Annotated in this window: 18 protein-coding genes and 1 tRNA gene; 4 read left to right on the top strand and 15 right to left on the bottom strand. The window is 71.5% G+C overall.

Going from position 1 to position 20,259, the window contains the following annotated elements; all coding sequences use genetic code 11:
* Positions 1-75: 75 nt before the first annotated feature.
* The 12 genes from TAE01_RS11535 to ald all read right to left on the bottom strand — a co-directional run bounded on the left by TAE01_RS11535 (position 76) and on the right by ald (position 11,640).
* The gene (locus TAE01_RS11535; protein WP_147066552.1) at positions 76-1,251 is read right to left on the bottom strand and encodes a hypothetical protein; all 1,176 of its coding nucleotides are present in this window, start codon (positions 1,249-1,251) and stop codon (positions 76-78) included.
* 297 nt (positions 1,252-1,548) lie between these two features.
* A tRNA-Pro gene (locus TAE01_RS11525) sits at positions 1,549-1,622 on the bottom strand.
* Positions 1,623-1,708: 86 nt separating this feature from the next.
* The gene (gene der, locus TAE01_RS11520) at positions 1,709-3,208 is read right to left on the bottom strand and encodes a ribosome biogenesis GTPase Der (protein ID WP_147066550.1); all 1,500 of its coding nucleotides are present in this window, start codon (positions 3,206-3,208) and stop codon (positions 1,709-1,711) included.
* Between the two features lie 12 nt (positions 3,209-3,220).
* Positions 3,221-3,886, bottom strand: a complete 666-nt coding sequence (locus tag TAE01_RS11515) for a lysophospholipid acyltransferase family protein (RefSeq protein WP_147066547.1) — start codon at positions 3,884-3,886, stop codon at positions 3,221-3,223.
* On the bottom strand, positions 3,883-4,590 hold the full coding sequence (gene cmk, locus TAE01_RS11510; RefSeq protein WP_147066544.1) for a (d)CMP kinase: 708 nt from the start codon (positions 4,588-4,590) through the stop codon (positions 3,883-3,885). The genes TAE01_RS11515 and cmk overlap by 4 nt, the downstream gene beginning before the upstream one ends.
* 57 nt (positions 4,591-4,647) lie before the next feature.
* Positions 4,648-5,730, bottom strand: coding sequence for a prephenate dehydrogenase (locus TAE01_RS11505; RefSeq protein WP_147066542.1), 1,083 nt, complete (start codon positions 5,728-5,730; stop codon positions 4,648-4,650).
* 46 nt (positions 5,731-5,776) lie between these two features.
* Complete coding sequence (locus TAE01_RS11500) at positions 5,777-6,775, bottom strand: pseudouridine synthase (RefSeq protein ID WP_147066540.1); 999 nt, start codon at positions 6,773-6,775, stop codon at positions 5,777-5,779.
* Positions 6,772-7,455: an SMC-Scp complex subunit ScpB gene (gene scpB / locus TAE01_RS11495; RefSeq protein WP_147066539.1), complete on the bottom strand. Its 684-nt coding sequence runs from the start codon at positions 7,453-7,455 to the stop codon at positions 6,772-6,774. Before scpB ends, TAE01_RS11500 begins: the two co-directional genes overlap by 4 nt.
* Positions 7,448-8,485 carry a segregation and condensation protein A gene (locus TAE01_RS11490; RefSeq protein WP_147066538.1) on the bottom strand — a complete coding sequence of 346 codons (1,038 nt, stop codon included), beginning with the start codon at positions 8,483-8,485 and terminating at the stop codon, positions 7,448-7,450. The genes scpB and TAE01_RS11490 overlap by 8 nt, the downstream gene beginning before the upstream one ends.
* Before the next feature lie 14 nt (positions 8,486-8,499).
* On the bottom strand, positions 8,500-9,336 hold the full coding sequence (locus tag TAE01_RS11485) for a ParA family protein (RefSeq protein ID WP_222594118.1): 837 nt from the start codon (positions 9,334-9,336) through the stop codon (positions 8,500-8,502).
* A gap of 205 nt (positions 9,337-9,541) precedes the next feature.
* Positions 9,542-10,528 (bottom strand): site-specific tyrosine recombinase XerD, encoded by a 987-nt coding sequence (gene xerD, locus TAE01_RS11480; RefSeq protein WP_147066535.1) that lies wholly within the window; start codon positions 10,526-10,528, stop codon positions 9,542-9,544.
* Positions 10,525-11,640, bottom strand: a complete 1,116-nt coding sequence (gene ald, locus TAE01_RS11475) for an alanine dehydrogenase (RefSeq protein ID WP_147066534.1) — start codon at positions 11,638-11,640, stop codon at positions 10,525-10,527. Before ald ends, xerD begins: the two co-directional genes overlap by 4 nt.
* Before the next feature lie 197 nt (positions 11,641-11,837).
* On the opposite strand from ald, the gene TAE01_RS11470 reads away from it, so the two are divergent.
* Together TAE01_RS11470 and TAE01_RS11465 are read left to right on the top strand one after the other, a co-directional pair.
* Complete coding sequence (locus TAE01_RS11470; RefSeq protein ID WP_147066533.1) at positions 11,838-12,227, top strand: hypothetical protein; 390 nt, start codon at positions 11,838-11,840, stop codon at positions 12,225-12,227.
* The gene (locus TAE01_RS11465) at positions 12,224-12,835 is read left to right on the top strand and encodes a hypothetical protein (protein WP_147066532.1); all 612 of its coding nucleotides are present in this window, start codon (positions 12,224-12,226) and stop codon (positions 12,833-12,835) included. The genes TAE01_RS11470 and TAE01_RS11465 overlap by 4 nt, the downstream gene beginning before the upstream one ends.
* Before the next feature lie 35 nt (positions 12,836-12,870).
* Here TAE01_RS11465 and hisS read toward each other — a convergent pair whose 3' ends face one another.
* Entirely contained in the window at positions 12,871-14,223 is a 1,353-nt protein-coding gene (gene hisS, locus TAE01_RS11460; RefSeq protein WP_147066530.1) for a histidine--tRNA ligase, read from the bottom strand.
* Entirely contained in the window at positions 14,220-14,921 is a 702-nt protein-coding gene (locus TAE01_RS11455) for an MBL fold metallo-hydrolase (RefSeq protein WP_147066528.1), read from the bottom strand. Before TAE01_RS11455 ends, hisS begins: the two co-directional genes overlap by 4 nt.
* 217 nt (positions 14,922-15,138) lie before the next feature.
* On the opposite strand from TAE01_RS11455, the gene TAE01_RS11450 reads away from it, so the two are divergent.
* A complete protein-coding gene (locus TAE01_RS11450) occupies positions 15,139-16,005 on the top strand; it encodes a peptidylprolyl isomerase (protein ID WP_147066526.1) in 867 nt (288 codons plus the stop codon).
* The gene (locus tag TAE01_RS11445; protein WP_147066524.1) at positions 16,002-17,801 is read left to right on the top strand and encodes a DUF349 domain-containing protein; all 1,800 of its coding nucleotides are present in this window, start codon (positions 16,002-16,004) and stop codon (positions 17,799-17,801) included. The genes TAE01_RS11450 and TAE01_RS11445 overlap by 4 nt, the downstream gene beginning before the upstream one ends.
* Before the next feature lie 164 nt (positions 17,802-17,965).
* Here the strand turns inward: TAE01_RS11445 and TAE01_RS11440 are convergent, their stop codons facing one another.
* On the bottom strand, positions 17,966-20,251 hold the full coding sequence (locus TAE01_RS11440; RefSeq protein ID WP_147066522.1) for a RelA/SpoT family protein: 2,286 nt from the start codon (positions 20,249-20,251) through the stop codon (positions 17,966-17,968).
* Positions 20,252-20,259: the final 8 nt, after the last annotated feature.

The raw sequence follows: 20,259 nt of genomic DNA, 5'->3' as shown, positions 1-20,259 counted from the left end.
CCAGATACCTGTCCTTTGCCCCGAATCCCCGGCACCCCGTGGAGAACCGTCAGGGAACGTGGTCAGGGCAGGCGGTCAGGCCGCCGTCTGCCCCGCCTCCTGGGCGACAGGGCGACCGTGCCGAAGCAGGGTCACCACGAGCGCGGCGAGGGTCCCGACCCCCCAGAGCAGGCGCAGCCAGCGGGTGACGACGTACCAGTCGTTGCCGAGCTGGACCAGCTGCGGCGCCCAGAGCAGCACCACGACTGCCACGGTGAACCACGGCACGCGCCAGCTCCGAGTGCGGTCCATGAAGAACGCGACCATGACGGCCCCGGCCGTGTAGTAGGACGCGATGGCCGGGTCGAGCAGGATCCGGCCCGCGACCGTCGCGAGCAGGATCGCCTGGAGCACTCCCGCGCGGACGGCGAGCATCCCGATGGCGACCGCGACGACGAGCTGTGCCGGGCGCACCCAGGGCGGGATCGGTCCGCTGAGGTGGAAGATCGACAGCACCGACCCGTACGAGATGTGCAGCTGGAACTTGACCGCGGCGATCGTCGCCGGGTCGGCGATGAAGAAGGGCAGCCACGCCGCGGCGACGAGCCCGCCGAAGACGGCCGCGGCCTTGAGCCACTGTGTGCGGGGCAGCGCCAGCAGGGCCACCCCGAAGGGAAGGGCCCAGGGCTTGCTGTCGACGGCGAGGGCGAGCAGGGCTGCAGCCCAGACCGGGTTGCGCCGTTGGACCTGGAGGATCCCGAACAGGCCGAACCCGAGGGCGAGGACGTCGTCGAGATGGCCACTGGTCAGGGAGAGGAGGGGCCAGACCGGCATGACGAGCAGGCCGCCGACGAGCAGTGGCCGTCGTGCGGGGATGCCCACGTCGCGCGCCTTGGATCCGGCGATGACGGCGACCAGCCAGAGTCCGGCGACCGTCATGAGGACCCCGGCGACCCACTTCGAGCCGTGCAGGGACAGGTGCGCGAGAGGCGCAGCGACGAGGACCGACACCGGGCCGAACTGGAAGTCGGGCCGGACCGAGTAGAGGTGCAACCCTCCGCTGGGTCCGCCGGAGAGCAGGATCCGGGCAGCCATCGGGAAGATGCCCCAGGAGCGCATCAGCAGGTTCTGGACCGCATAGGCCCCCCAGAGCACGGTCCAGCCGCCGAGGACGAGCCACACCGGCAGCAGCTCCCTGCGGCACGTCCCCCGAAGCCAGTCGCGGGACAGCGGCCAGACGGCTGCGTCCTCCTCGGAACGTTGCACGGTCACCGCGCCCCCTGCCTTGTCGTGACGAGTTCAGTCACACAGTGGGGCACGGACATGGGCGTACGACGACACGCCGACGTGAATCTGCTGGAAGCGGCACCCACCCGCCCTCGGGCGATCCGGGCGATCCGGGCGATCCGGGCGATCCGGGCGATCCGGGCGAACCGGGCGACCCGGACGACCCGGACGGCACGCCCAGCTGGTCGCGGAGACGACGAAGGCCCGTGCCGGATGGTGCTCCGGCACGGGCCTTCGTCGTCTCCGCAGGTCTTCAGCGGATTCCTACAACCTGCGATTCGGTCGGGCTGACAGGATTTGAACCTGCGACCCCTTGACCCCCAGTCAAGTGCGCTACCAAGCTGCGCCACAGCCCGAATGCCCCTCGGGGCGAAAGGAACAGTAGCGCACCGGGCGCCACTGTTCCCAATCGGCCCCCGCGAGAGGCAGTCTCCCGCTCGGGTCAGCGGCGACGCTTCTCGCGGACCCGCACCGAGACCTCGATCGGCGTGCCCTCGAAACCGAACTGCTCACGCAGGCGACGCTCGATGAAGCGGCGGTAGCCCGCCTCGATGAAGCCCGACGCGAAGATGACGAAGCGCGGCGGACGCGTCGACGCCTGGGTGGCGAAGAGGATGCGCGGCTGCTTGCCACCCCGGAGCGGGTGCGGGTGCGAGGCCACAATCTCGCCGAGGAAGGCGTTGAGACGGCCGGTGGGGACCCGGGTGTCCCAGGACTCCAGGGCGGTCTCGATGGCCGGTACGAGGCGGTCCATGTGCCGACCCGTGCGGGCCGAGATGTTGGCGCGCGGGGCCCACGGGACCTGCACGAGCTCCTTCTCGATCTCGCGCTCGAGGTAGTGGCGACGCTCCTCGTCGAGCAGGTCCCACTTGTTGTAGGCGATGACGAGGGCGCGACCCGAGTCGATGACCTGCTGCACGACGCGGATGTCCTGCTCGGCGATCGGCTCCTCGGCGTCGATGAGCACGACGGCGACCTCGGCCTTCTCGAGGGCGGTCTGCGTGCGCAGTGAGGCATAGAAGTCGGCACCGCGGCTCTGGTGGACGCGACGGCGGATGCCGGCCGTGTCGACGAAGCGCCAGGTCGTGCCACCGAGCTCGATGAGCTCGTCGACGGGGTCACGGGTCGTGCCGGCGACGTTGTCGACGACGACGCGGTCCGATCCGGCGAGGCGGTTGAGCAGGCTCGACTTGCCGACGTTGGGCCGGCCGACGAGAGCGACCCGGCGCGGGCCACCCTGCGCGTAGGCGCCGTGGGCCGAGACGTCGGGCAGGACGGCGAGCACGGCGTCGAGCGCGTCTCCGCTGCCGCGGCCGTGCACGGCCGACACCGGGAACGGCTGGCCGAGGCCGAGGTTCCACAGCATGGCCGCGTCGGCCTCGCCCCGCTGGTCGTCGACCTTGTTGGCGACGAGGACGACGGGCTTGCCCGAGCGGCGCAGCAGCTTGACGACGGCCTCGTCGTCGTCGGTCGCTCCGACGGTGGCGTCGACGACGAACATGACGACGTCGGCGAGGTCGATGGCGATCTCGGCCTGCTCGGCGACCCGTAGGTGGATGCCGGTGGCGTCGGCCTCCCAGCCGCCGGTGTCGACGATGGTGAAGCGGCGACCGCCCCACTCGGCCTCGTAGGACACCCGGTCACGCGTCACGCCCGGGACGTCCTCGACGACGGCCTCGCGCCGGCGCAGGATGCGGTTGACGAGGCTCGACTTGCCGACGTTCGGGCGGCCGACCACGGCCACCACCGGCAGCGGGCCCTGGGGGCCGGCGTCGGCGGACAGGCCGCCCTGGGCGTCGAGCAGGGCCTGGTCCTCGGGGCTCAGCTCGAAGTCCTCGAGCCCGGCGCGCAGGGCTCGCTCCACGGCGGCGTCGTCGACGACGGGGGCGGGGGTCGAGATCGGAGCGCCCTCGTCGATGGGGCGGGCGGTCTCGTCAGTCACGGTGTCCTCGAATCAGTGAACGTCTGTTGAGGGACCATTCTCCACCCGCGAGCGGCGTACATGTGACGCGAGCGCCTCGCGCAGCTGGTCGCTGGCCAGTCTGAGGCGGTCCCGGCCGGGCACTCCGGCCTCCGTGACGAGCCGGAAGGGGTCTCCGAAGTCGACGACCAGACGTGAGCGGAAGGCCGGCCAGTCGTCCTTGCTCGCGCCGGGGACGCGGGTGCCGCTCACCGCCACCGGCACGATCTGGGCGTCGGTGCGCAGGGCGATCCACGCGGCGCCGTGGTTGATCTCGTGGACCTCGCCGTCGCCGCGGTTGCCCTCGGGGAAGATGCCCACCGCTCCCCCGGCCTCGAGGACGGCGCTCGACGACGCGAGGGCGGCGCGGTCGCCCACCGACCGGTCGATCGGGATCTGGCCGACGTTGCGGATGGTCCAGCCCCAGAAGCCCGAGAAGGCCTCCTGCTTGACGAGGAAGCTGACCGGGCGGGGCGCGAGGCCGAAGACGAGGGGCCCGTCGAGGAAGGCCGCGTGGTTGGCCACGAGGATGACCGGACCAGTGCGCGGGACGCGGTCCGCGTGCAGCGCCGTGCCGCGGTAGAGGGTGCTGAAGATGACCTTGCCGATCGGGCGGCCGATCCGGGCCCGGCTCGGGTGGGGAGCGACCGCCTGGCTCACGCCCGCGCCGCCTCGACCACCTTGAGCACCGCCTCGACCGAGCCGTCGAAGTCGAGGTGCGAGGTGTCGATCGTCGTGACCCCGTCTGCCGCCACGGTGAACTCGGACACGGCCGAGTCGGCCTTGTCGCGGTCGACGATCTGCGAGCGGGTCGCGGCGACCGCGGCGGCGTCGGCGGCCCCGTGGAGCTCGGTGGAGCGGCGGGCGAGCCGGGCCTCCTCGGACGCCGTCAGCAGGATGCGGACGGGCGCATCGGGGGCGACGACGGTCGTGATGTCGCGGCCCTCGGCGACGACCCCACCCTGCGCGGCCGCGGCCTCGGAGATGAGCCGGCGCTGCAGGACCCGGAGGATCTCGCGCACGGGGATGACCGTGGCCACCGCCGAGACGTTGGTCGAGATGCCGGTCTCGCGGATCGCAGCGGCGACGTCGGTGCCGTCGACCGCAACGGTCGGGGCGTCGGGGTCCGTGCCGATGTGCAGCGGGAACCGTTGTGCCGCAGCGGTGATCGCGTCCGGGTCGGTGAGGTCGACACCTTCGTGGAGGCACCACCACGTCAGCGCGCGGTACATGGCGCCGGTGTCGAGGTAGCCGTAGCCGAGGGCGCGCGCGACCTGCTTGCTGACGCTCGACTTGCCGGAGCCGGAGGGCCCGTCCACGGCGACGACGAATCCGGACAGGTGGTCATCGGGGCTCTGCGGCATGCGGACGAGGATAGTGCCTGGACGTCGTCCGCCCGGACGTGCCCGGGGGCCGGACCGTCAGTCGTGGACGCGCCAGCCGAGCCGTGCCAGCTCGGCGCGCAACGGTTCGACGGAGGCGGGCACGACGGAGATCTCGGCCACGCCGACCGCCTGTCCCAGACCGTGCTCGAGGTGGAGGTCCTCGAGGTTGATGCCGGCCTCGCCGACGTCGGTGAGCAGCCGGGCCAGCGCGCCGGCCTCGTCGGGGACCACGACCGAGACCACCTCGTATGCCGCAGGGGCGGCACCGTGCTTGCCGGGGATGCGCGCGTGGCCGAGGTTGCCGGCTTCGAGGACGCGACTCAGCGTGCCGAGCGACCCGTCCCCGTCGGCGTCCACGAGTGCGTCGAGCGCCCCGACGACGTCGTCGACCTGGTCACGGACGAGGCGCAGGACGTCGCGCACGGCCGGCGCGTTGCCGGCGAGGATCTGGGTCCAGAGGCGTGGGTCGCTCGCGGCGATCCGCGTGACGTCACGCAACCCCTGGCCGGCGAGCCCCACGGCCGACTCGGGCAGCTCGCGCAGGCACGCCGCGACGATGCTCGCGGCCAGCTGCGGGACGTGCGACACGGCGGCGACGGCCTCGTCGTGCTCGTGCGCGGGCATGACGCGGACGGCGGAGCCGACGGCGAGGGCCACCTCGCGCACGCGGCGGACGGCTGCGTCGGTGGAGCCCTCGTGGGGGACGATGACCCAGGCCCGGCCGTCGAAGAGGTCGGCGCGCGCTGCCGCTGCGCCGGAGCGCTCGCGCCCGGCCATCGGGTGCGAGCCGACGTAGCGGCTGGCGTCGGCGCCGGAGTCGAGCACGACGCGCAGCACCGACTCCTTGACCGAGGCGACGTCGGTCACGACGGCATCGGGCCACCGGTCCAGGACGTCCACGACGACGCGCGCCGTGACGTCGGGGGGCGCGGCGACGACGACGACATCGGGTGCAGAGGTCTCGTCGTCGGCGACCTCGCCCGCCTGGAGATCACGCGCCAGACGAACCGCGGTCGGGGAAGGGTCAGCCAGGGACACTCGAAACCCGTTGTGGGACAGAGCGATTCCAAGACTGGTGCCGATCAGCCCCGTACCGACGATGTGGACGTGCGTGCTCACCCCGTCAGCGTAGCGAGGGTGTCGTCACGCCGGCGGGGCGTCCGGATCACAGACCGGCGGCCTTGTAGAGCGCGCCGATCTCGGCCTTGTTGAGCCGGCGCAGGCGCCCCGACTTGAGGTCGGCGAGACGGATGGGCCCGACCTCGGTGCGCACGAGCTCGAGCACCGGGTGGCCGACGGCCTCGAGCATGCGGCGCACGACGTGCTTGCGCCCCTCGTGCAGCACCACCTCGACCATGGCCTTGCCGGGTTGGTGGTCGACGATGCGGAACGAGTCCACGCTCACCGGGCCGTCATCGAGCTCGACACCGTCACGCAGCCGCTTGCCGACGTCGCGCTGGACCGGTCCGCGGATCGTCGCGATGTACGTCTTGAGCACGCCGTATGCCGGGTGCTGCAGCCGGTGGGCCAGGTCTCCGTCGTTGGTGAGCAGCAGCAGGCCCTCGGTGTCGGCGTCGAGGCGCCCGACGTGGAAGAGCCGCTCCTCGCGGTTGCCGACGTAGTCCTCGAGCGAGATGCGCCCGAGCTCGTCGTGCATCGTCGTGACGACGCCCTTGGGCTTGTTGAAGGCGAGGTAGACGCGGTCCTCGTCGAGGTTGACCCGCACCCCGTCGACGTGGACGACCTGGGTCTGCGGGTTGATGCGCACGCCGAGCTCGGTGACGATCTGACCGTCGACCTCGACACGGCCCTGCTCGATGAGGTTCTCGCAGACGCGCCGCGAGCCCACCCCGCCGGCGGCCATGAGCTTCTGGAGGCGCACGCCGTCGGGGTCGTGCACGTCGATCTCGGGAGTGGCCCTGCGCTCGGGCAGCTTGGTGGGCTGGCTCGCCTTGGTCGAGCCGGCGAAACGCGGTCCCGCGCCCTTGGCGCCTCCCCCGCTGCGTCCGCCCGCGACGGGTCGACCGGTGCGCCCCTTGGAACCGGAGCCACCACGGGCGGCCGCGGGACCCCCTCGGCGGGCGCCGCCGGTGCCCCCTGACGAACCGGACGAGCCGGACCCCTTCTTGCGTGGCTGGCGGGGTGACCTGGAGTACTCGCTCATGCGTGTCCTTCCTCGATGAGCTCGTCGATGACGTCGGCGTCCGGTAGGTAGGGCGCCAGCGCCGGGAGGTCGTCGAGCGACGACAGTCCCATGCGTTGGAGGAAGTAGGGGGTCGTGCGATAGAGCATCGCACCGCTCTCCCCGAGGTCCTCGACCTCTTCGATGAGTCCGCGCGACGTCAGTGTGCGCACCACACCGTCGACGTTGACGCCCCGGACCGCGCTGACGCGGGCGCGCGAGACGGGCTGGCGGTAGGCGATGACGGCCAGCGTCTCGAGCGAGGCCTGCGTCAGCTTGGCCTGCTGCCCGTCGAGGACGAACTTCTCCACGACGGGCGCGAAGTCGGACCGGCTGTAGACGCGCCACCCGCCGGCCACGCTGCGCAGCGTGAACCCGCGCTGCGCGGCGGCATACTCCTCCTCGAGGGCGTGCAGGTGCCCGCGCACGTCCTCGACGGGGAGCTCGAGCGCCGACGCCAACGCCACCTCGGTCACGGGCTCGTCGACGACCATGAGCACGGCCTCGAGGGCAGACCGGGCGCCGCCCGGGAAGTCGTTGATGTCGAAGGCGATCTGCTCGTCGGCACCGTCGTGGTCGTCGGGCTCCACGGCCACGTCGGGCTCCACGGCCACGTCCGCCTCGGCGGTCGCGTCGGGCCCCTGCGCCGACTGGTCACTCATCGTCTGCTCCTGTCCGTGCAGCGGTGTCGCCGCCCGTCTCGTCGGGATCGTTCGAGTCCAGGTCGCCCGGGTCCCCCTGGTCGCCCTCGGTCTCGTCCTCGGTGTCGTCCTCGGTGTCGTCCTCGTCGAACTCGTCGTCGATGGCGATGTCGCCGTCCTCCGTGCCGGTCCAGCGGATGTCGAGCTCGCCGAGCGCCTCGGCCTGCTCGAAGGCGATGGCGGCCTCCTTGAACAGCTCGAGCAGCGCGAGGAAGCGCGCGACGATGACGAGCGTGCTGTCGGCGTCGGCGACGAGGCTGCGGAAGGAGACCTGGCCGCGGTGGCGCAGCCGGTCGACGATGATGGCGGCCTGCTCGCGCACGCTGACCTGCGGGGCGTGCAGGTGCTCCAGGCCGACGGTCGGCGCGATCTTCGGCGTCATCGCCCGGGCGGCGATCATCGCGAACTGCTCCGGCGTGATGGCGATGACGAGCTCGGGCAGCAGGCTCGCGAACTCGGGCTCGAGGCCGGCCTGGCGCGGGGTGATGCGTCCGACCGTCGCCATCCGGTCGCGGAAGATGCCGGCGATCTCCTTGTAGGCGCGGTACTGCAGCAGTCGAGCGAAGAGCAGGTCGCGGGCCTCGATGAGCGCGAGGTCCTCGTCGTCCTGCGGGCCGGACTGCGGGAGCAGGCGCGCCGCCTTGAGCTCGAGCAGGGTCGCGGCGATGAGCAGGAACTCCGAGGCCTGGCCGAGGTCCCAGTCGCTGTCGGCCGCCTGGGCCTTCTTGATGTGCGCGACGAACTCGTCGGTGACCTGGGCGAGCGCGACCTCGGTGATGTCGAGCTTGTGCTTGCTGATGAGGCCGAGCAGCAGGTCGAAGGGACCGGAGAAGATCTCGAGGTGCACCTCGAAGGGTGAGGAGGCGCGGCGCGTGATGACGCCACCGGGGGTCAGCTCCGGCGCGGGGGCGATCTCGACCGTCGTCTCCGGGGGCACGGCAGCGTCGTCGACGTCGACCGCGGGGCGGTCGACGGTGTCCTGCTCGGTCATCAGATCACTGCGGATCAGGCTGCGCCGCCGCGCGCGATGAGCTCGCGAGCGAGCTGGCGGTAGGCGTTGGCACCGGAGTGCTCGGAGGAGTACGACGTGATCGGCTCGGCGGCCAGGGTCGCGTCGGGGAACTTCACCGTGCGGCTGATGACGGTGTGGAAGACCTGCTCGCCGAAGTGGTCGACGACCGAGCGCACGACCTCCCGGCTGTGCAGCGTGCGGCTGTCGTACATCGTGGCCAGGATGCCGTCGACCTGCAGGCGCGGGTTGAGGCGGTCGGTGATCTTGTCGATGGTGTCGATGAGCAGGGCGACGCCGCGCATGGCGAAGAACTCGCACTCGAGCGGGATGACGACGCCGTGGGCGGCTGTCAGAGCGTTGACCGTGAGCAGGCCGAGCGAGGGCTGGCAGTCGATGAGGACGACGTCGTACTCGTCGACGACGGGGCGCAGCACGCGGGAGAGGATCTGCTCGCGGGCGACCTCGCCGACGAGCTGCACCTCGGCCGCCGACAGGTCGATGTTGGCCGGCACGAGGTCGAGGTTCGGCGTGCGCGTCTGCTGGATGACGTCGTGGACGTCGTGGCCGCGCTCGATGAGGAGGTTGTAGATCGTCGTGTCGAGCTCCTGGGCGTTGACGCCGAGGCCGACCGAGAGCGCACCCTGCGGGTCGAAGTCGATGACGAGGACCTTGCGGCCCAGCTCGGCCAGGGCCGCACCGAGGTTGATGGTCGTCGTCGTCTTGCCGACGCCGCCCTTCTGGTTGCACATGGCGATGATGCGCGCCGGGCCGTGGTTCGAGAGCGGACCGGGGTCCGGGAAGTCAGGCAGCGGGCGACCGGTGGGACCCATGGCGCCGGATCCAGCGGACTCGGTGCCCGGCAGCTGCGCGACTCGCGGGACGGCGCTCACCGGGGTGTCGCGGGTCTGGTCGAGCTGCTCCGACGGCACGGACTGCATGGTGTCGTGTGACTCCTCGTTCACCGGGTGTTCCCACTCCGCTCGGCCTGGCCCTGGGATGCTGCGGTCAGCCTCGCGCTGATCACGTGTGACCTTATCAGCGGGCGCGGGGGTGGGCGCCCGCATAGACCTCGCGGAGTCGGTGCACCGAGACCATCGTGTAGATCTGGGTCGTGGTCACCGAGGCGTGCCCGAGCAGCTCCTGCACGACGCGCACGTCGGCTCCGCCGTCGAGCAGGTGCGTTGCGAAGGAGTGCCGCAGCGTGTGCGGCGAGACGTGCTCGGTGAGGTCGGCCCGCTCGGCCGCGCGACGGATGACGGCCCAGGCGGACTGGCGGGAGAGGCGCGCGCCGCGCTGGTTGAGGAAGAGCGCCGGACCGCCCGTCCCGTGCGTGGCGAGGGCCGGCCGCCCCCGGACGAGGTATGCCGTCACGGCCTCGACGGCGTAGCGACCGACCGGGACGATGCGCTCCTTGCCGCCCTTGCCGCGCAGGCGCACCGACGCCGTTCCCCCGCGCGCCGCACCCGCGGCCGCGGGTTCGTCCGGGCCGGCCGTCTCGATGTCGTCGACGTCGAGGCCGACGGCCTCGCTGATGCGTGCGCCGATGCCGTAGAGGACCTCCAGCAGGGCGCGGTCGCGCAGCGACTCGGGCGTGTCGCCGACCGACGCGGCCGCGAGGAGACGCTCGACGGCCTCGATCGGGATGGCCTTGGGCAGGCGGGCGGGCGGCTTGGGCGGTGCGACGTTGGCGGCGGGGTCGCCGGCGACCTCGCCCTCGAGCGCGAGGAAGCGGTGGAAGCCGCGCACCGCCACGAGCGTGCGCGCCGCCGACGACGCGGCCAGCCCGCGCTCACGCAGGGAGGCGAGGAAGTCGGTGACGTCCGCCTCGGTGACCCGCCCGGGCTCGTCGACGCCCCTGGCGGCCAGGTAGGCGGTGTAGGCGCGCAGGTCGCGGGCGTAGGACTTCAGGGTGTTGTCGGAGGCGCCCCTCTCGACCCGGACGTGGTCGAGCCACCCGCGGACGTCGCGCTCGAGGCGCGAGAGCCGTGCCGCGGGTGGCCCGGTGACGACCTGGTCGGTCAGGACAGGGCCTCGTCGAGCGAGACCGACTGCATGCCGTGCGCCTCGGCCACGCCCGCGTAGGTGACGTGTCCGTCATGGGTGTTGAGCCCGAGGCCGAGGGCGTGGTCGCTGCGCAGGGCGTCACGCCACCCCTGGTTGGCCAGCTTCACGGCATACGGCAGCGTCGAGTTGGTCAGGGCGTAGGTGGAGGTGTTGGGCACGGCGCCCGGCATGTTGGCCACGCAGTAGAAGACCGAGTCGTGCACGCGGTAGGTCGGGTCGGCGTGCGTCGTCGGGTGGCTGTCCTCGAAGCAACCGCCCTGGTCGATGGCGATGTCGACGAGCACGGAGCCCGGCTTCATCTGCGATACGAGCTGGTTGGAGACGAGCTTGGGGGCGGCCGCCCCGGGGATGAGGACGGCGCCGATGACCATGTCGGCCTCCTGCACCTGCTGCTGCACGGTGAGCCGGTTGGAGGCGAGTCCGTGAACCTGGTTCTCGTAGCGCCAGAACGACATCCGCAGCTTGTCGAGGTCGGTGTCGAGGAGCGTGACGTCGGCGCCCATGCCGAGCGCGATGTTCGCGGCGTTCTGGCCGGAGACCCCGGCGCCGAGGATGACGACCTTGGCGTTGGCCACGCCGCCGACGCCGCCCATGAGGACGCCGCGGCCGCCCTGGGCGCGCATCAGCGCGTGCGCGCCGACCTGCGGCGCGAGGCAGCCGGCCACCTCGGACATCGGGTAGAGCAGCGGCAGGCCGCCGGACGGCAGCTGCACCGTCTCGTAGGCGATGCCGGTGACCTTCCGCTTGACGAGCTCCTCGGTGAGCGGCTTGTCGGCGGCGAGATGGAGGTAGGTGAAGAGGGTCAGGCCCTCACGCATGCGGTGGTACTCCTCGGCCACCGGCTCCTTGACCTTGAGCACCATGTCGGACTCGCCCCAGACGTCGTCCGCGGAACCGATGACCCGAGCCCCCGCGGCCGCGTAGTCGTCGTCGCTGATCTGGGACCCGATGCCGGCGTCCTTCTCGACGAGCACGTCGTGCCCGTTCTCGACGAGCTCGTGGACGCCTGAGGGGGTGATGGCCACGCGGTACTCGTGGTTCTTGACCTCGCGGGGGATGCCGACCTTCATGGTGCTGCACTTCCTTCCGGACTGACTCGGCCACGGCGCCGTTGCCGTGGTGAGAAGAGGCCCGCAGGGGCCGCGAAGCCACTGTATCCATGGGCCCCGCGGACCGTTCACGTGCTCGCCCAACCGCCCCTCGACACGGCGCTCCTGCCAGAGTGTGGGCAGCGGTGCACATGTCAGACGACCAGGGAGGAGCCGACATGACCGACCCGACGCCACAGGAGGGCTACACGTGGCCCACGACCCCGTCGTCGCCGCCCACCACGGGGCCGGACGACCGACCGGTCCGGCCGCAGCCGTCGTCCGAGGGCGCCCGGCCGGTGGGCCTCACCCGTCGCCAGGGTGCCGTCGCAGGTGGGGTCTTCGCCCTCGTGAGCGTCGGGGCGACGGTCGTCACCGGACTCACCCTGTCCCTCGGCCTCACCGTCGTCGCCATGGGAGTCGCCGCGTCGGCCGTGGCCGTCGCACTGCCGCGGCTGCGCGCGTTCGCGCAGGGGTTCCTCGTCGGGTCGGTGGCCGCTGCGGTCGGCGGCGTCGCGGCGCTGTACCTGTTCGTCGCCGTCCTCTTCACCACCGCGACCCTGTGGTGAGGCTCTACGCGGACGCGCCCGCCCGACGCACCCGGCAGATCCTGTCGGACGTGTTCATGCTGCTCTGGCTCGGGGTGTGGGTGTATGCCGGCCGCCAGGTCCACGACACCGTCGACCGCCTCCGCGCCCCCGCCGACTCGATCACCTCGGCGGGCCGTTCGGTCGACGGCGCCCTGACGGGCGCGGGCAACCAGGCGGGCCAGCTCCCGCTCGTGGGCGACCAGCTGAAGGGCTGGCTGACCCAGGCCGCGGGGTCGGGCAAGACGCTCCAGTCGGCCGGGACCTCCATGGCGGAGACCGTCGACACGCTCGCCGTCGTGCTGGGGCTCGCCACGGCGCTCGTGCCCATCCTGATCGTGCTCGCGGTCTGGCTCTACGTCCGGGTCCGCTTCGTGCGCAACGCCACCCGGTCGCAGCGGTTCATCGACGCCGGCGAGGACCTCGACCTGTTCGCGCTGCGGGCCCTGGCGACGCAACCGATGCGGGCGCTGGCGCGGGTGTCCGACGACCCTGCGGGCGCCTGGCGGCGCCAGGACCGCGACGTCATCCACCGGCTCGCCCTGCTCGAGCTGAGGGAGCAGGGGCTGCGGCCGCCGCCCGGCACGTGACCGCGACCGACCCCCCACGGTGGTCGCGCCCCGGGTCAGGTGTCGGTGCGCGTCACCTGGGGCACGAGGTCCTGCGCGGGCGGGCTCCACGAGTCGGCCGCGGCCGGAACCTGCTCGCCCGAGCGGATGTCCTTGACCTCGTCACCCGACTCCCCCGCACCCGGGAACCAGACGAAAGGGATGCCCCGGCGTTCGGCGTAGCGGATCTGCTTGCCGAAGCGGGCTGCCGAGGGCGCCACCTCACAGGCGATGCCGCGTCTGCGCAGGGCCGTCGCGACCGCCACCGCCTCCTCGCGCGACTCGTCGTCGGTGAGGGCGACGAGCACGGCGGCGGGGGTCGAGCGGGAGGCCGTCACGAGACCACGGCCGATGAGCAGACCGAGGATGCGCGTCACGCCGATCGAGATGCCGACGCCCGGGTAGGTCGTCCGGCCGTCACTGGCGAGGGCGTCGTAGCGACCGCCGGAGCAGAACGAGCCCCACGACTCGTGACCGACGAACTGGGTCTCGTAGACGGTGCCGGTGTAGTAGTCGAGACCGCGGGCGATCCGGAGGTCGGCGACGAGCTTGCCCGGTGCGTGGGCCATTCCGGTACGGATGACCCGTGCCAGCGACTCGAGGCCCTCGTCGAGCAGCGGGTGCTCCACACCGAGGGCGCGGACCTGCTCGACGAAGCCGAGGTCGGTCGAGCGGATCGCGGCGAGGGCGAGGCACTGGTCGGCCTGCTCGTCGGTCGTGCCTGACTCGAGCAACAGCGCCTTGACCTTCTCCGGGCCGATCTTGTCGAGCTTGTCGACGATGCGCAGCGTCCCGATGACGTCGGTGATGCCGATGCCCTGGTAGAAGCCGTTGGGGATCTTGCGGTCGTTGACCTGGATGACGAACTCGCCCACCGGGAACTTGCCGAAAACGTCGGCGATGACGAGCGGCATCTCCGCCTCGAAGTGCGGCGAGAGCTGGCCGACGTCCACGACGTCGATGTCGGCCTGAGTGAACTCGCGGTAGCGGCCCTCCTGGGGTCGCTCGCCGCGCCACGCCTTCTGGATCTGGTACCGGCGGAAGGGGAAGGAGAGCTTGCCGGCGTTCTCGAGCACGTAGCGCGCGAACGGGACCGTCATGTCGAAGTGCAGGCCCCACCGGGCGTCGTCGTCACTGCCCCCGGCGAGTCGGGAGACCGCGTAGATCTCCTTGTCGGCGTCCTCACCCTGGGAGCTCAGGCGGTCGATCGGCTCGATGGACCGGGTCTCGACGGACGAGAAGCCGTGCAGCTCGAACGTCTCGCGGATGACGTCGAGGAAGCGCTGCTCGACGATGCGCTCGGACGGGAGGTACTCGGGGAAGCCACTGATCGGCATGACCTTGGCGGCCTTGGGCTGCGGGGTGCTCACGCGGGCAAGTCTTTCAGGTAGGGGTTGGTGGCGCGCTCCTGGGCCATCGTCGTGGCCTGGTAGTGGCCGGGCAGCACGAGCGTCGTGTCGGGCAGGGGCAGCACGACGTCACGCAGGCTGCGCTGCATCGCGGCCGGGTCGCCGCCGGGCAGGTCGGTGCGGCCCACGGAGCCGGCGAAGAGCACGTCACCGGTGATCATGGTCCGGTCGACGTCGACCTGCTCGCGGATGCCGTCCGGGACGCGGTCGGTGCCGAACATCACCGATCCCTCGGTGTGCCCCGGGGCGTGGAGCACGTCGAAGTCCATGCCGGCCAGCGTCAGCCGCGTGCCGTCGCCGATCTCGACGACGTTCGTCGGCTCGGTCCACGTCGCGGCCGCGCCGAACTGCTGCTCGAACATGGCGATGAGCCCGGGGTTGCTGCGACCGAGGAGGTCGTGCAGCCGGTAGCGGTCGTCCGCGTGGATGTAGGCCGCGGTGTCGGACCCGCACACCGGCGTGACCGAGTAGACGTGGTCGACGTGCCCGTGGGTCAGCAGCACCGCAGCCGGCCGCAGCCGGTGCTGCGACAGGATCTCCCGGAGCGTCTCCTCGACGCCGACCCCCGGGTCGACGATGACGCACTCCTCCCCCGCCTCCGGGGCGAGGACGTAGCAGTTGGTGTCGAACGCCTGGGCCGGGAACGCGATGGTCAGCACGCTGGGAGCCTAGCGACGACGCGGTCTGCGGCACCCGGCATACGCCCTCGACGACGACGCGGTATGCCGTCCGCGCGCCTCGCGGACGGCATCTCCCCGCTCCCGACGGGAGATGTCACGGACTCGTGACCGGTCCCGCTGCACCGGCGCCTCCGTCGTTCCATAAAATGACCGGACGCCCGGGGACCGCCCATGTGGCCCGTACGAGGAGAGGTTCGTGACCAAAGAGCAGGAACGCGCACGTGCGCGCCGCCGCCACGAGGAACAGCAGAAGAGCGCCAAGCCGCCGGTGGGCGACTCGACGCGCGACAAGCAGGTCTTCGGTGTGATCCTCGCGGTCATCCTCATCGTCGCAGCCGTCATCGTCGTGCCCAAGATCGTCGGCAGCTCCGACAGCCCCGCCCCTGCGGCCGGCGCGACGACTCCGGCGAGCACCGCGACGGGCACGGCGACGAGCACCCCGACGTCGACCGGAGGCCTGGCGGCGGGGCAGAAGCTCGCCGCGGGCTGCACGGCTCCCCCGGCCAACCAGACGACCCCCAAGCAGCAGAAGGAGGTCCCCGCCAAGGCCGCCGCGGCGGGCAAGACCTTCGTCGCGACGGTCAAGACGACGTGTGGCGACCTGACGTTCGAGCTCGACGGCGCCAAGGCGCCGCAGACCGTGGCGTCGTTCATCAACCTCGCCAAGACCGGCTACTGGGCCCCGAGCCCGTGCCACCGGGTCACGACCGAGGGCATCTACGTGCTCCAGTGCGGCGACCCCACCGGCACCGGCCAGGGCGGCCCCGGCTACACCTTCGGCATCGAGAACGCGCCCAAGGACGGGAAGTACGCCACCGGCGTCCTCGCCATGGCCCGCACCTCGGACCCGAACAGCAACGGTGGCCAGTTCTTCATCACCTACAAGGAAACCCAGTTGCCGACCGACGGTGGTGGCTACACGATCTTCGGGAAGGTGACCAAGGGCCTCGACATCGTTGAGAAGATTGCGGCCAACAAGGCCCTGCCCCCCAGCCCGGCGGACGGGACCCCCGTCTCCCCGATCAGCATCCTCAGCGTCAGCGTGACGGAGAAGAAGGCATGACCGACATCCAGCACCCCCAGACCGACGAGAGCTCCGAGCCCGTGACGGACTCCTCGGCCACCCCGGCGACACCCGCCCCCGAGACGGACGGGGCCGCACCCGCGGCCGCAGCGGAGGCTGACGTGGCGGCTGACGTGGCGGCGGAGCCGGCTGACGTAGAGCCGGCTGACGCCGCGACGGCCGACGTCATCGCCTCGGTCAGCAGCACCGAGGCCGGTGACACGACGGAGGTGACGGCCGAGGCCACCTCCGAGCCCACCTCCGAGCCCACCTCCGAGCCCACCTCCGAGGCGACGAGCGATGCCGGGCACGAGACGACCGCCGAGGCCGACGAGCCGGCCGCCGAGGCCGACGCCGCAGCCGAGTCGGCGAGTGAGACCGAGTCGGCGACCGAGACACCGGCGCAGGCAGAGACGCCGTCCCCGTCGCCCGCCGCCGTGCCCAAGCCGTCCGCGATCCCGACGCCCGCCGCCCTGGCCAAAGCGGTGCCGCACCCGACCGTGACGCCCGCCGCTCCGGCGCTCATCACGACCGACCACTCGGCGTCCGCCGCGTTCGGGCGGGTCGACGAGAACGGCACGGTCTTCGTCCGCACCAAGGACGGCGAGGAGCAGGAGGTCGGCTCCTACCCCGGAGCCAGCGACGAGCAGGCGCTGACCTACTTCGCGCGCAAGTACGACGAGCTCTTCGCCTCCGCCGTCCTCCTCGAGCAGCGGCTCTCGCAGCCCGAGGTGCCGTCCAAGGACGTCGCCGAGGGCCTCAAGACCCTGACGGCACAGGTCAAGGACGCGACCGTCGTCGGCGACCTCGACGCCCTGGCCGCCAAGCTCGACCAGATCCAGTCGGGTCTGGCCGCCAAGCGCAACGTCGAGCAGCAGCACCGGGCCGAGGCGCGCGTCGCGGCCACGGCCGAGCGCGAGAAGATCGTGGCCGAGGCCGAGTCCATCGCCGGGCAGCCCGAGAACCGGATCCAGTGGAAGACGAGCGGGGCGCGCATGCGCGAGCTGCTCGACGAGTGGAAGGCGCACCAGCGTTCGGCGACCCGTCTCGACCGCGAGACGGAGTCGAGCCTCTGGCAGCGCTTCAGCTCGGCTCGCAACGGCTTCGACAAGGCGCGCCGCAGCCACTTCGCGGGCCTGGACGCCCAGCACGCCGACGCCAAGAGCGCCAAGGAGCGGCTCGTCGCCGACGCCGAGAAGCTCGCGACGAGCACCGACTGGGCCGCCACGGCCGGCGCCTTCAAGCGGCTCATGGACGAGTGGCGCAACGCCGGTCGCGCGAGCCGTACCGACGACGACAAGCTGTGGGCCCGCTTCAAGGCCGCCCAGGACGCCTTCTTCGCGGCCAAGGACGAGGTCGTCGCGGTCGAGGAGGAGCAGTACCGCGGCAACCTCACCGTCAAGGAGGCCCTGCTCGTCGAGGCCGAGGCGATCCTGCCCGTCACCGACCTCGAGAAGGCCAAGGGCCAGCTGCGCGTCATCCAGGACAAGTGGGATGCCGCCGGCAAGGTCCCGAGGTCCGACATGGAGCGCGTCGAGAAGGCGATGCGACGGGTCGAGCAGACCGTCCGCGATGCCGAGGACCGCAAGTGGAAGTCGAGCAACCCGGAGGTCGCAGCCCGCGCCAAGGCGATGGTCGAGCAGCTCGAGCGCGCGGTCGCCGACCTGCAGGACGACCTGGCCAAGGCCGAGGCGTCCGGCAGCGCGAGCAAGATCAAGAAGGCGCGTGAGGCGCTCGACGCCCGTCAGGTCTGGCTCGACCAGGCCCGGGCCGGCGTCGCCGAGTTCGGCGGCTGACCGACCCCACACGCGCGACAGTGCCCACTCGACCCCCACGTCGAGTGGGCACTTTGCTCCGCCTGGGGCACAGGCTCGTGTGGACAGACGCGTCGAAGTGCCCACTCGACTATGGGAGTCGGGGCGGGGTGGGCGGCGACGGGGGCGCGGGCCACCCCGGCGAGTCACATCGTCGACTTGCCGCCGTTGACGCGGTAGACGTCGAAGACGCCGTCGATCTTGCGCACCGCCTTGATGACGTGGTCGAGGTGGGCCGGGTCGCCCATCTCGAACGTGAAGCGTGAGATGGCCACCCGGTCGCGCGAGGTCTGGACCGACGCCGACAGGATGTTGACGTGCTGGTCGGACAGCACGCGCGTGACGTCACTGAGCAGCCTGTTGCGGTCGAGCGCCTCGACCTGCAGCTGGACGAGGAAGACGCTCGCCGAGCTCGGCGCCCACTCGACGTCGATGAGGCGCTCCGGGTTGGCCGTCAGCTGGTCGGCGTTCGTGCAGTCGACCCGGTGGACCGAGACGCCGTTGCCGCGCGTCACGAAGCCGATGATGGGGTCACCCGGCACGGGCGTGCAGCACTTGGCGAGCTTGACCCACACGTCGGCCGTGCCGACCACGACGACGCCGGGGTCACCGGGCTTGCGGCGGCTCGCAGCCCGGGTGGGGACGGTGGCCTCGGCGAGGTCCTCGGTCGCCCCGTCGACGCCGCCCATGGAGGCGACGACCTTGCCCACGACGTGCTGCGCGGAGACGTGCCCCTCGCCCACGGCGGCATACAGCGCCTCGATGTCCTGGTAGCGCAGGTCGGTCGCGACGGCCGTCATCGACTCGTGGCTCATCAGCCTCTGCAGGGGCAGGTTCTGCTTGCGCAGCGCCTTGGCGATCGAGTCCTTGCCGGCCTCGACGGCCTCCTCGCGCCGCTCCTTGGAGAACCACTGCTTGATCTTGTTGCGGGCCCGCGGGCTCTTGACGAACTGGAGCCAGTCGCGCGAGGGTCCCGCGCCGTCGGCCTTGGACGTCAGCACCTCGACGACGTCGCCGTTCTCGAGCGTCGACTCGAGGGGCACGAGGCGGCCGTTGACGCGCGCGCCGATGCAGTGGTGCCCGACCTCGGTGTGGACGGCATACGCGAAGTCGACGGGGGTGCCGCCCACGGGAAGGGCGACGACCGAGCCCTTCGGGGTGAAGACGTAGACCTCGCTGCTGCCCATCTCGAAGCGGAGCGAGTCGAGGAACTCGCCCGGGTCCTCGGTCTCGCGCTGCCAGTCGAGCAGCTGGCGCAGCCAGGCCATGTCGTTCTGCGGCGTGATCTCGCCGGGTCGGGCAGGTCCGCCGCCGTTGCTCTGGTCCTTGTACTTCCAGTGGGCGGCCACGCCGTACTCGGCGCGTCGGTGCATGGTGTGCGTGCGGATCTGGATCTCGACGGGCTTGCCCTGCGGACCGATCACGGTCGTGTGCAGCGACTGGTACATGTTGAACTTCGGCATCGCGATGTAGTCCTTGAACCGGCCGGGGACCGGGTTCCACCGCGAGTGAAGGGCGCCCAGCGCCGCGTAGCAGTCGCGCACCGTGTCGACGAGCACGCGCACCGCGACGAGGTCGTAGATCTCCTCGAAGTCGCGACCGCGCACGATCATCTTCTGGTACACCGAGTAGTAGTGCTTGGGGCGACCGGTGACGACGGCCTTGATCTTGGCCGCGGTGAGGTCCTCGGTGACCTGGCTGCGCACCCCGGCGAGGTACTCCTCACGCGCCGGCGCACGCTCGGCCACGAGACGCACGATCTCGTCGTAGACCTTGGGGTAGAGCGTCGCGAACGAGAGGTCCTCGAGCTCCCACTTGATGGTGTTCATGCCGAGGCGGTGCGCGAGCGGCGCGTAGATCTCGAGCGTCTCGTTGGCCTTGCGCTTGGCCGACTCGGGGCTGACGTAGCGCCACGTCCGCGCGTTGTGCAGCCGGTCGGCGAGCTTGATGACGAGCACCCGGATGTCGCGGGCCATGGCGATGACCATCTTGCGCACGGTCTCGGCCTGGGCTGCCTCGCCGTAGGTCACCTTGTCGAGCTTGGTGACGCCGTCGACGAGCATGGCGATCTCGTCGCCGAAGTCGCGCCGCAGCTCGTCGAGGCTGTATGCCGTGTCCTCGACGGTGTCGTGCAGCAGCGCGGCCGCGAGGGTCGGGGGTGTCATCCCCAGCTCGGCGAGGATCGTCGTCACGGCGAGCGGGTGCGTGATGTAGGCGTCGCCGCTCTTGCGCATCTGGCCCTCGTGCGCGTGCTCGGCGACGGCATACGCCCGCTCGATGACCGACAGGTCGGCCTTCGGGTGGTTCTGGCGGACCGCTGTCATGAGCGGCTCGAGGACCGGGTTCCCGGCCGGACGCGTGGCCCCGAAACGCGCGAAACGGGCGCGCACCCGCGACGGGGTGGACAGCTCGTTGTGGACGTCCTCGCTCATGAAGAGAG

The organism is Terrabacter aerolatus (genome assembly GCF_007991735.1).
Classification (GTDB): domain Bacteria; phylum Actinomycetota; class Actinomycetes; order Actinomycetales; family Dermatophilaceae; genus Terrabacter; species Terrabacter aerolatus.
Note: the sequence above shows the minus strand (reverse complement) of the source record. Positions and strands in the feature narration are given on the sequence as shown.

What these genes read in the sequence shown, in the direction of transcription:
- cmk (WP_147066544.1), bottom strand. Translation starts at nt 4,590, where the DNA reads ATGCCGCAGAGCCCCGATGACCACCTGTCCGGATTCGTCGTCGCCGTG.
- TAE01_RS11500 (WP_147066540.1), bottom strand. Translation starts at nt 6,775, where the DNA reads ATGAGCGAGTACTCCAGGTCACCCCGCCAGCCACGCAAGAAGGGGTCC.
- scpB (WP_147066539.1), bottom strand. Translation starts at nt 7,455, where the DNA reads ATGAGTGACCAGTCGGCGCAGGGGCCCGACGCGACCGCCGAGGCGGAC.
- TAE01_RS11490 (WP_147066538.1), bottom strand. Translation starts at nt 8,485, where the DNA reads ATGACCGAGCAGGACACCGTCGACCGCCCCGCGGTCGACGTCGACGAC.
- TAE01_RS11485 (WP_222594118.1), bottom strand. Translation starts at nt 9,336, where the DNA reads ATGGGTCCCACCGGTCGCCCGCTGCCTGACTTCCCGGACCCCGGTCCG.
- ald (WP_147066534.1), bottom strand. Translation starts at nt 11,640, where the DNA reads ATGAAGGTCGGCATCCCCCGCGAGGTCAAGAACCACGAGTACCGCGTG.
- TAE01_RS11470 (WP_147066533.1), top strand. Translation starts at nt 11,838, where the DNA reads ATGACCGACCCGACGCCACAGGAGGGCTACACGTGGCCCACGACCCCG.
- TAE01_RS11445 (WP_147066524.1), top strand. Translation starts at nt 16,002, where the DNA reads ATGACCGACATCCAGCACCCCCAGACCGACGAGAGCTCCGAGCCCGTG.
- TAE01_RS11440 (WP_147066522.1), bottom strand. Translation starts at nt 20,251, where the DNA reads ATGAGCGAGGACGTCCACAACGAGCTGTCCACCCCGTCGCGGGTGCGC.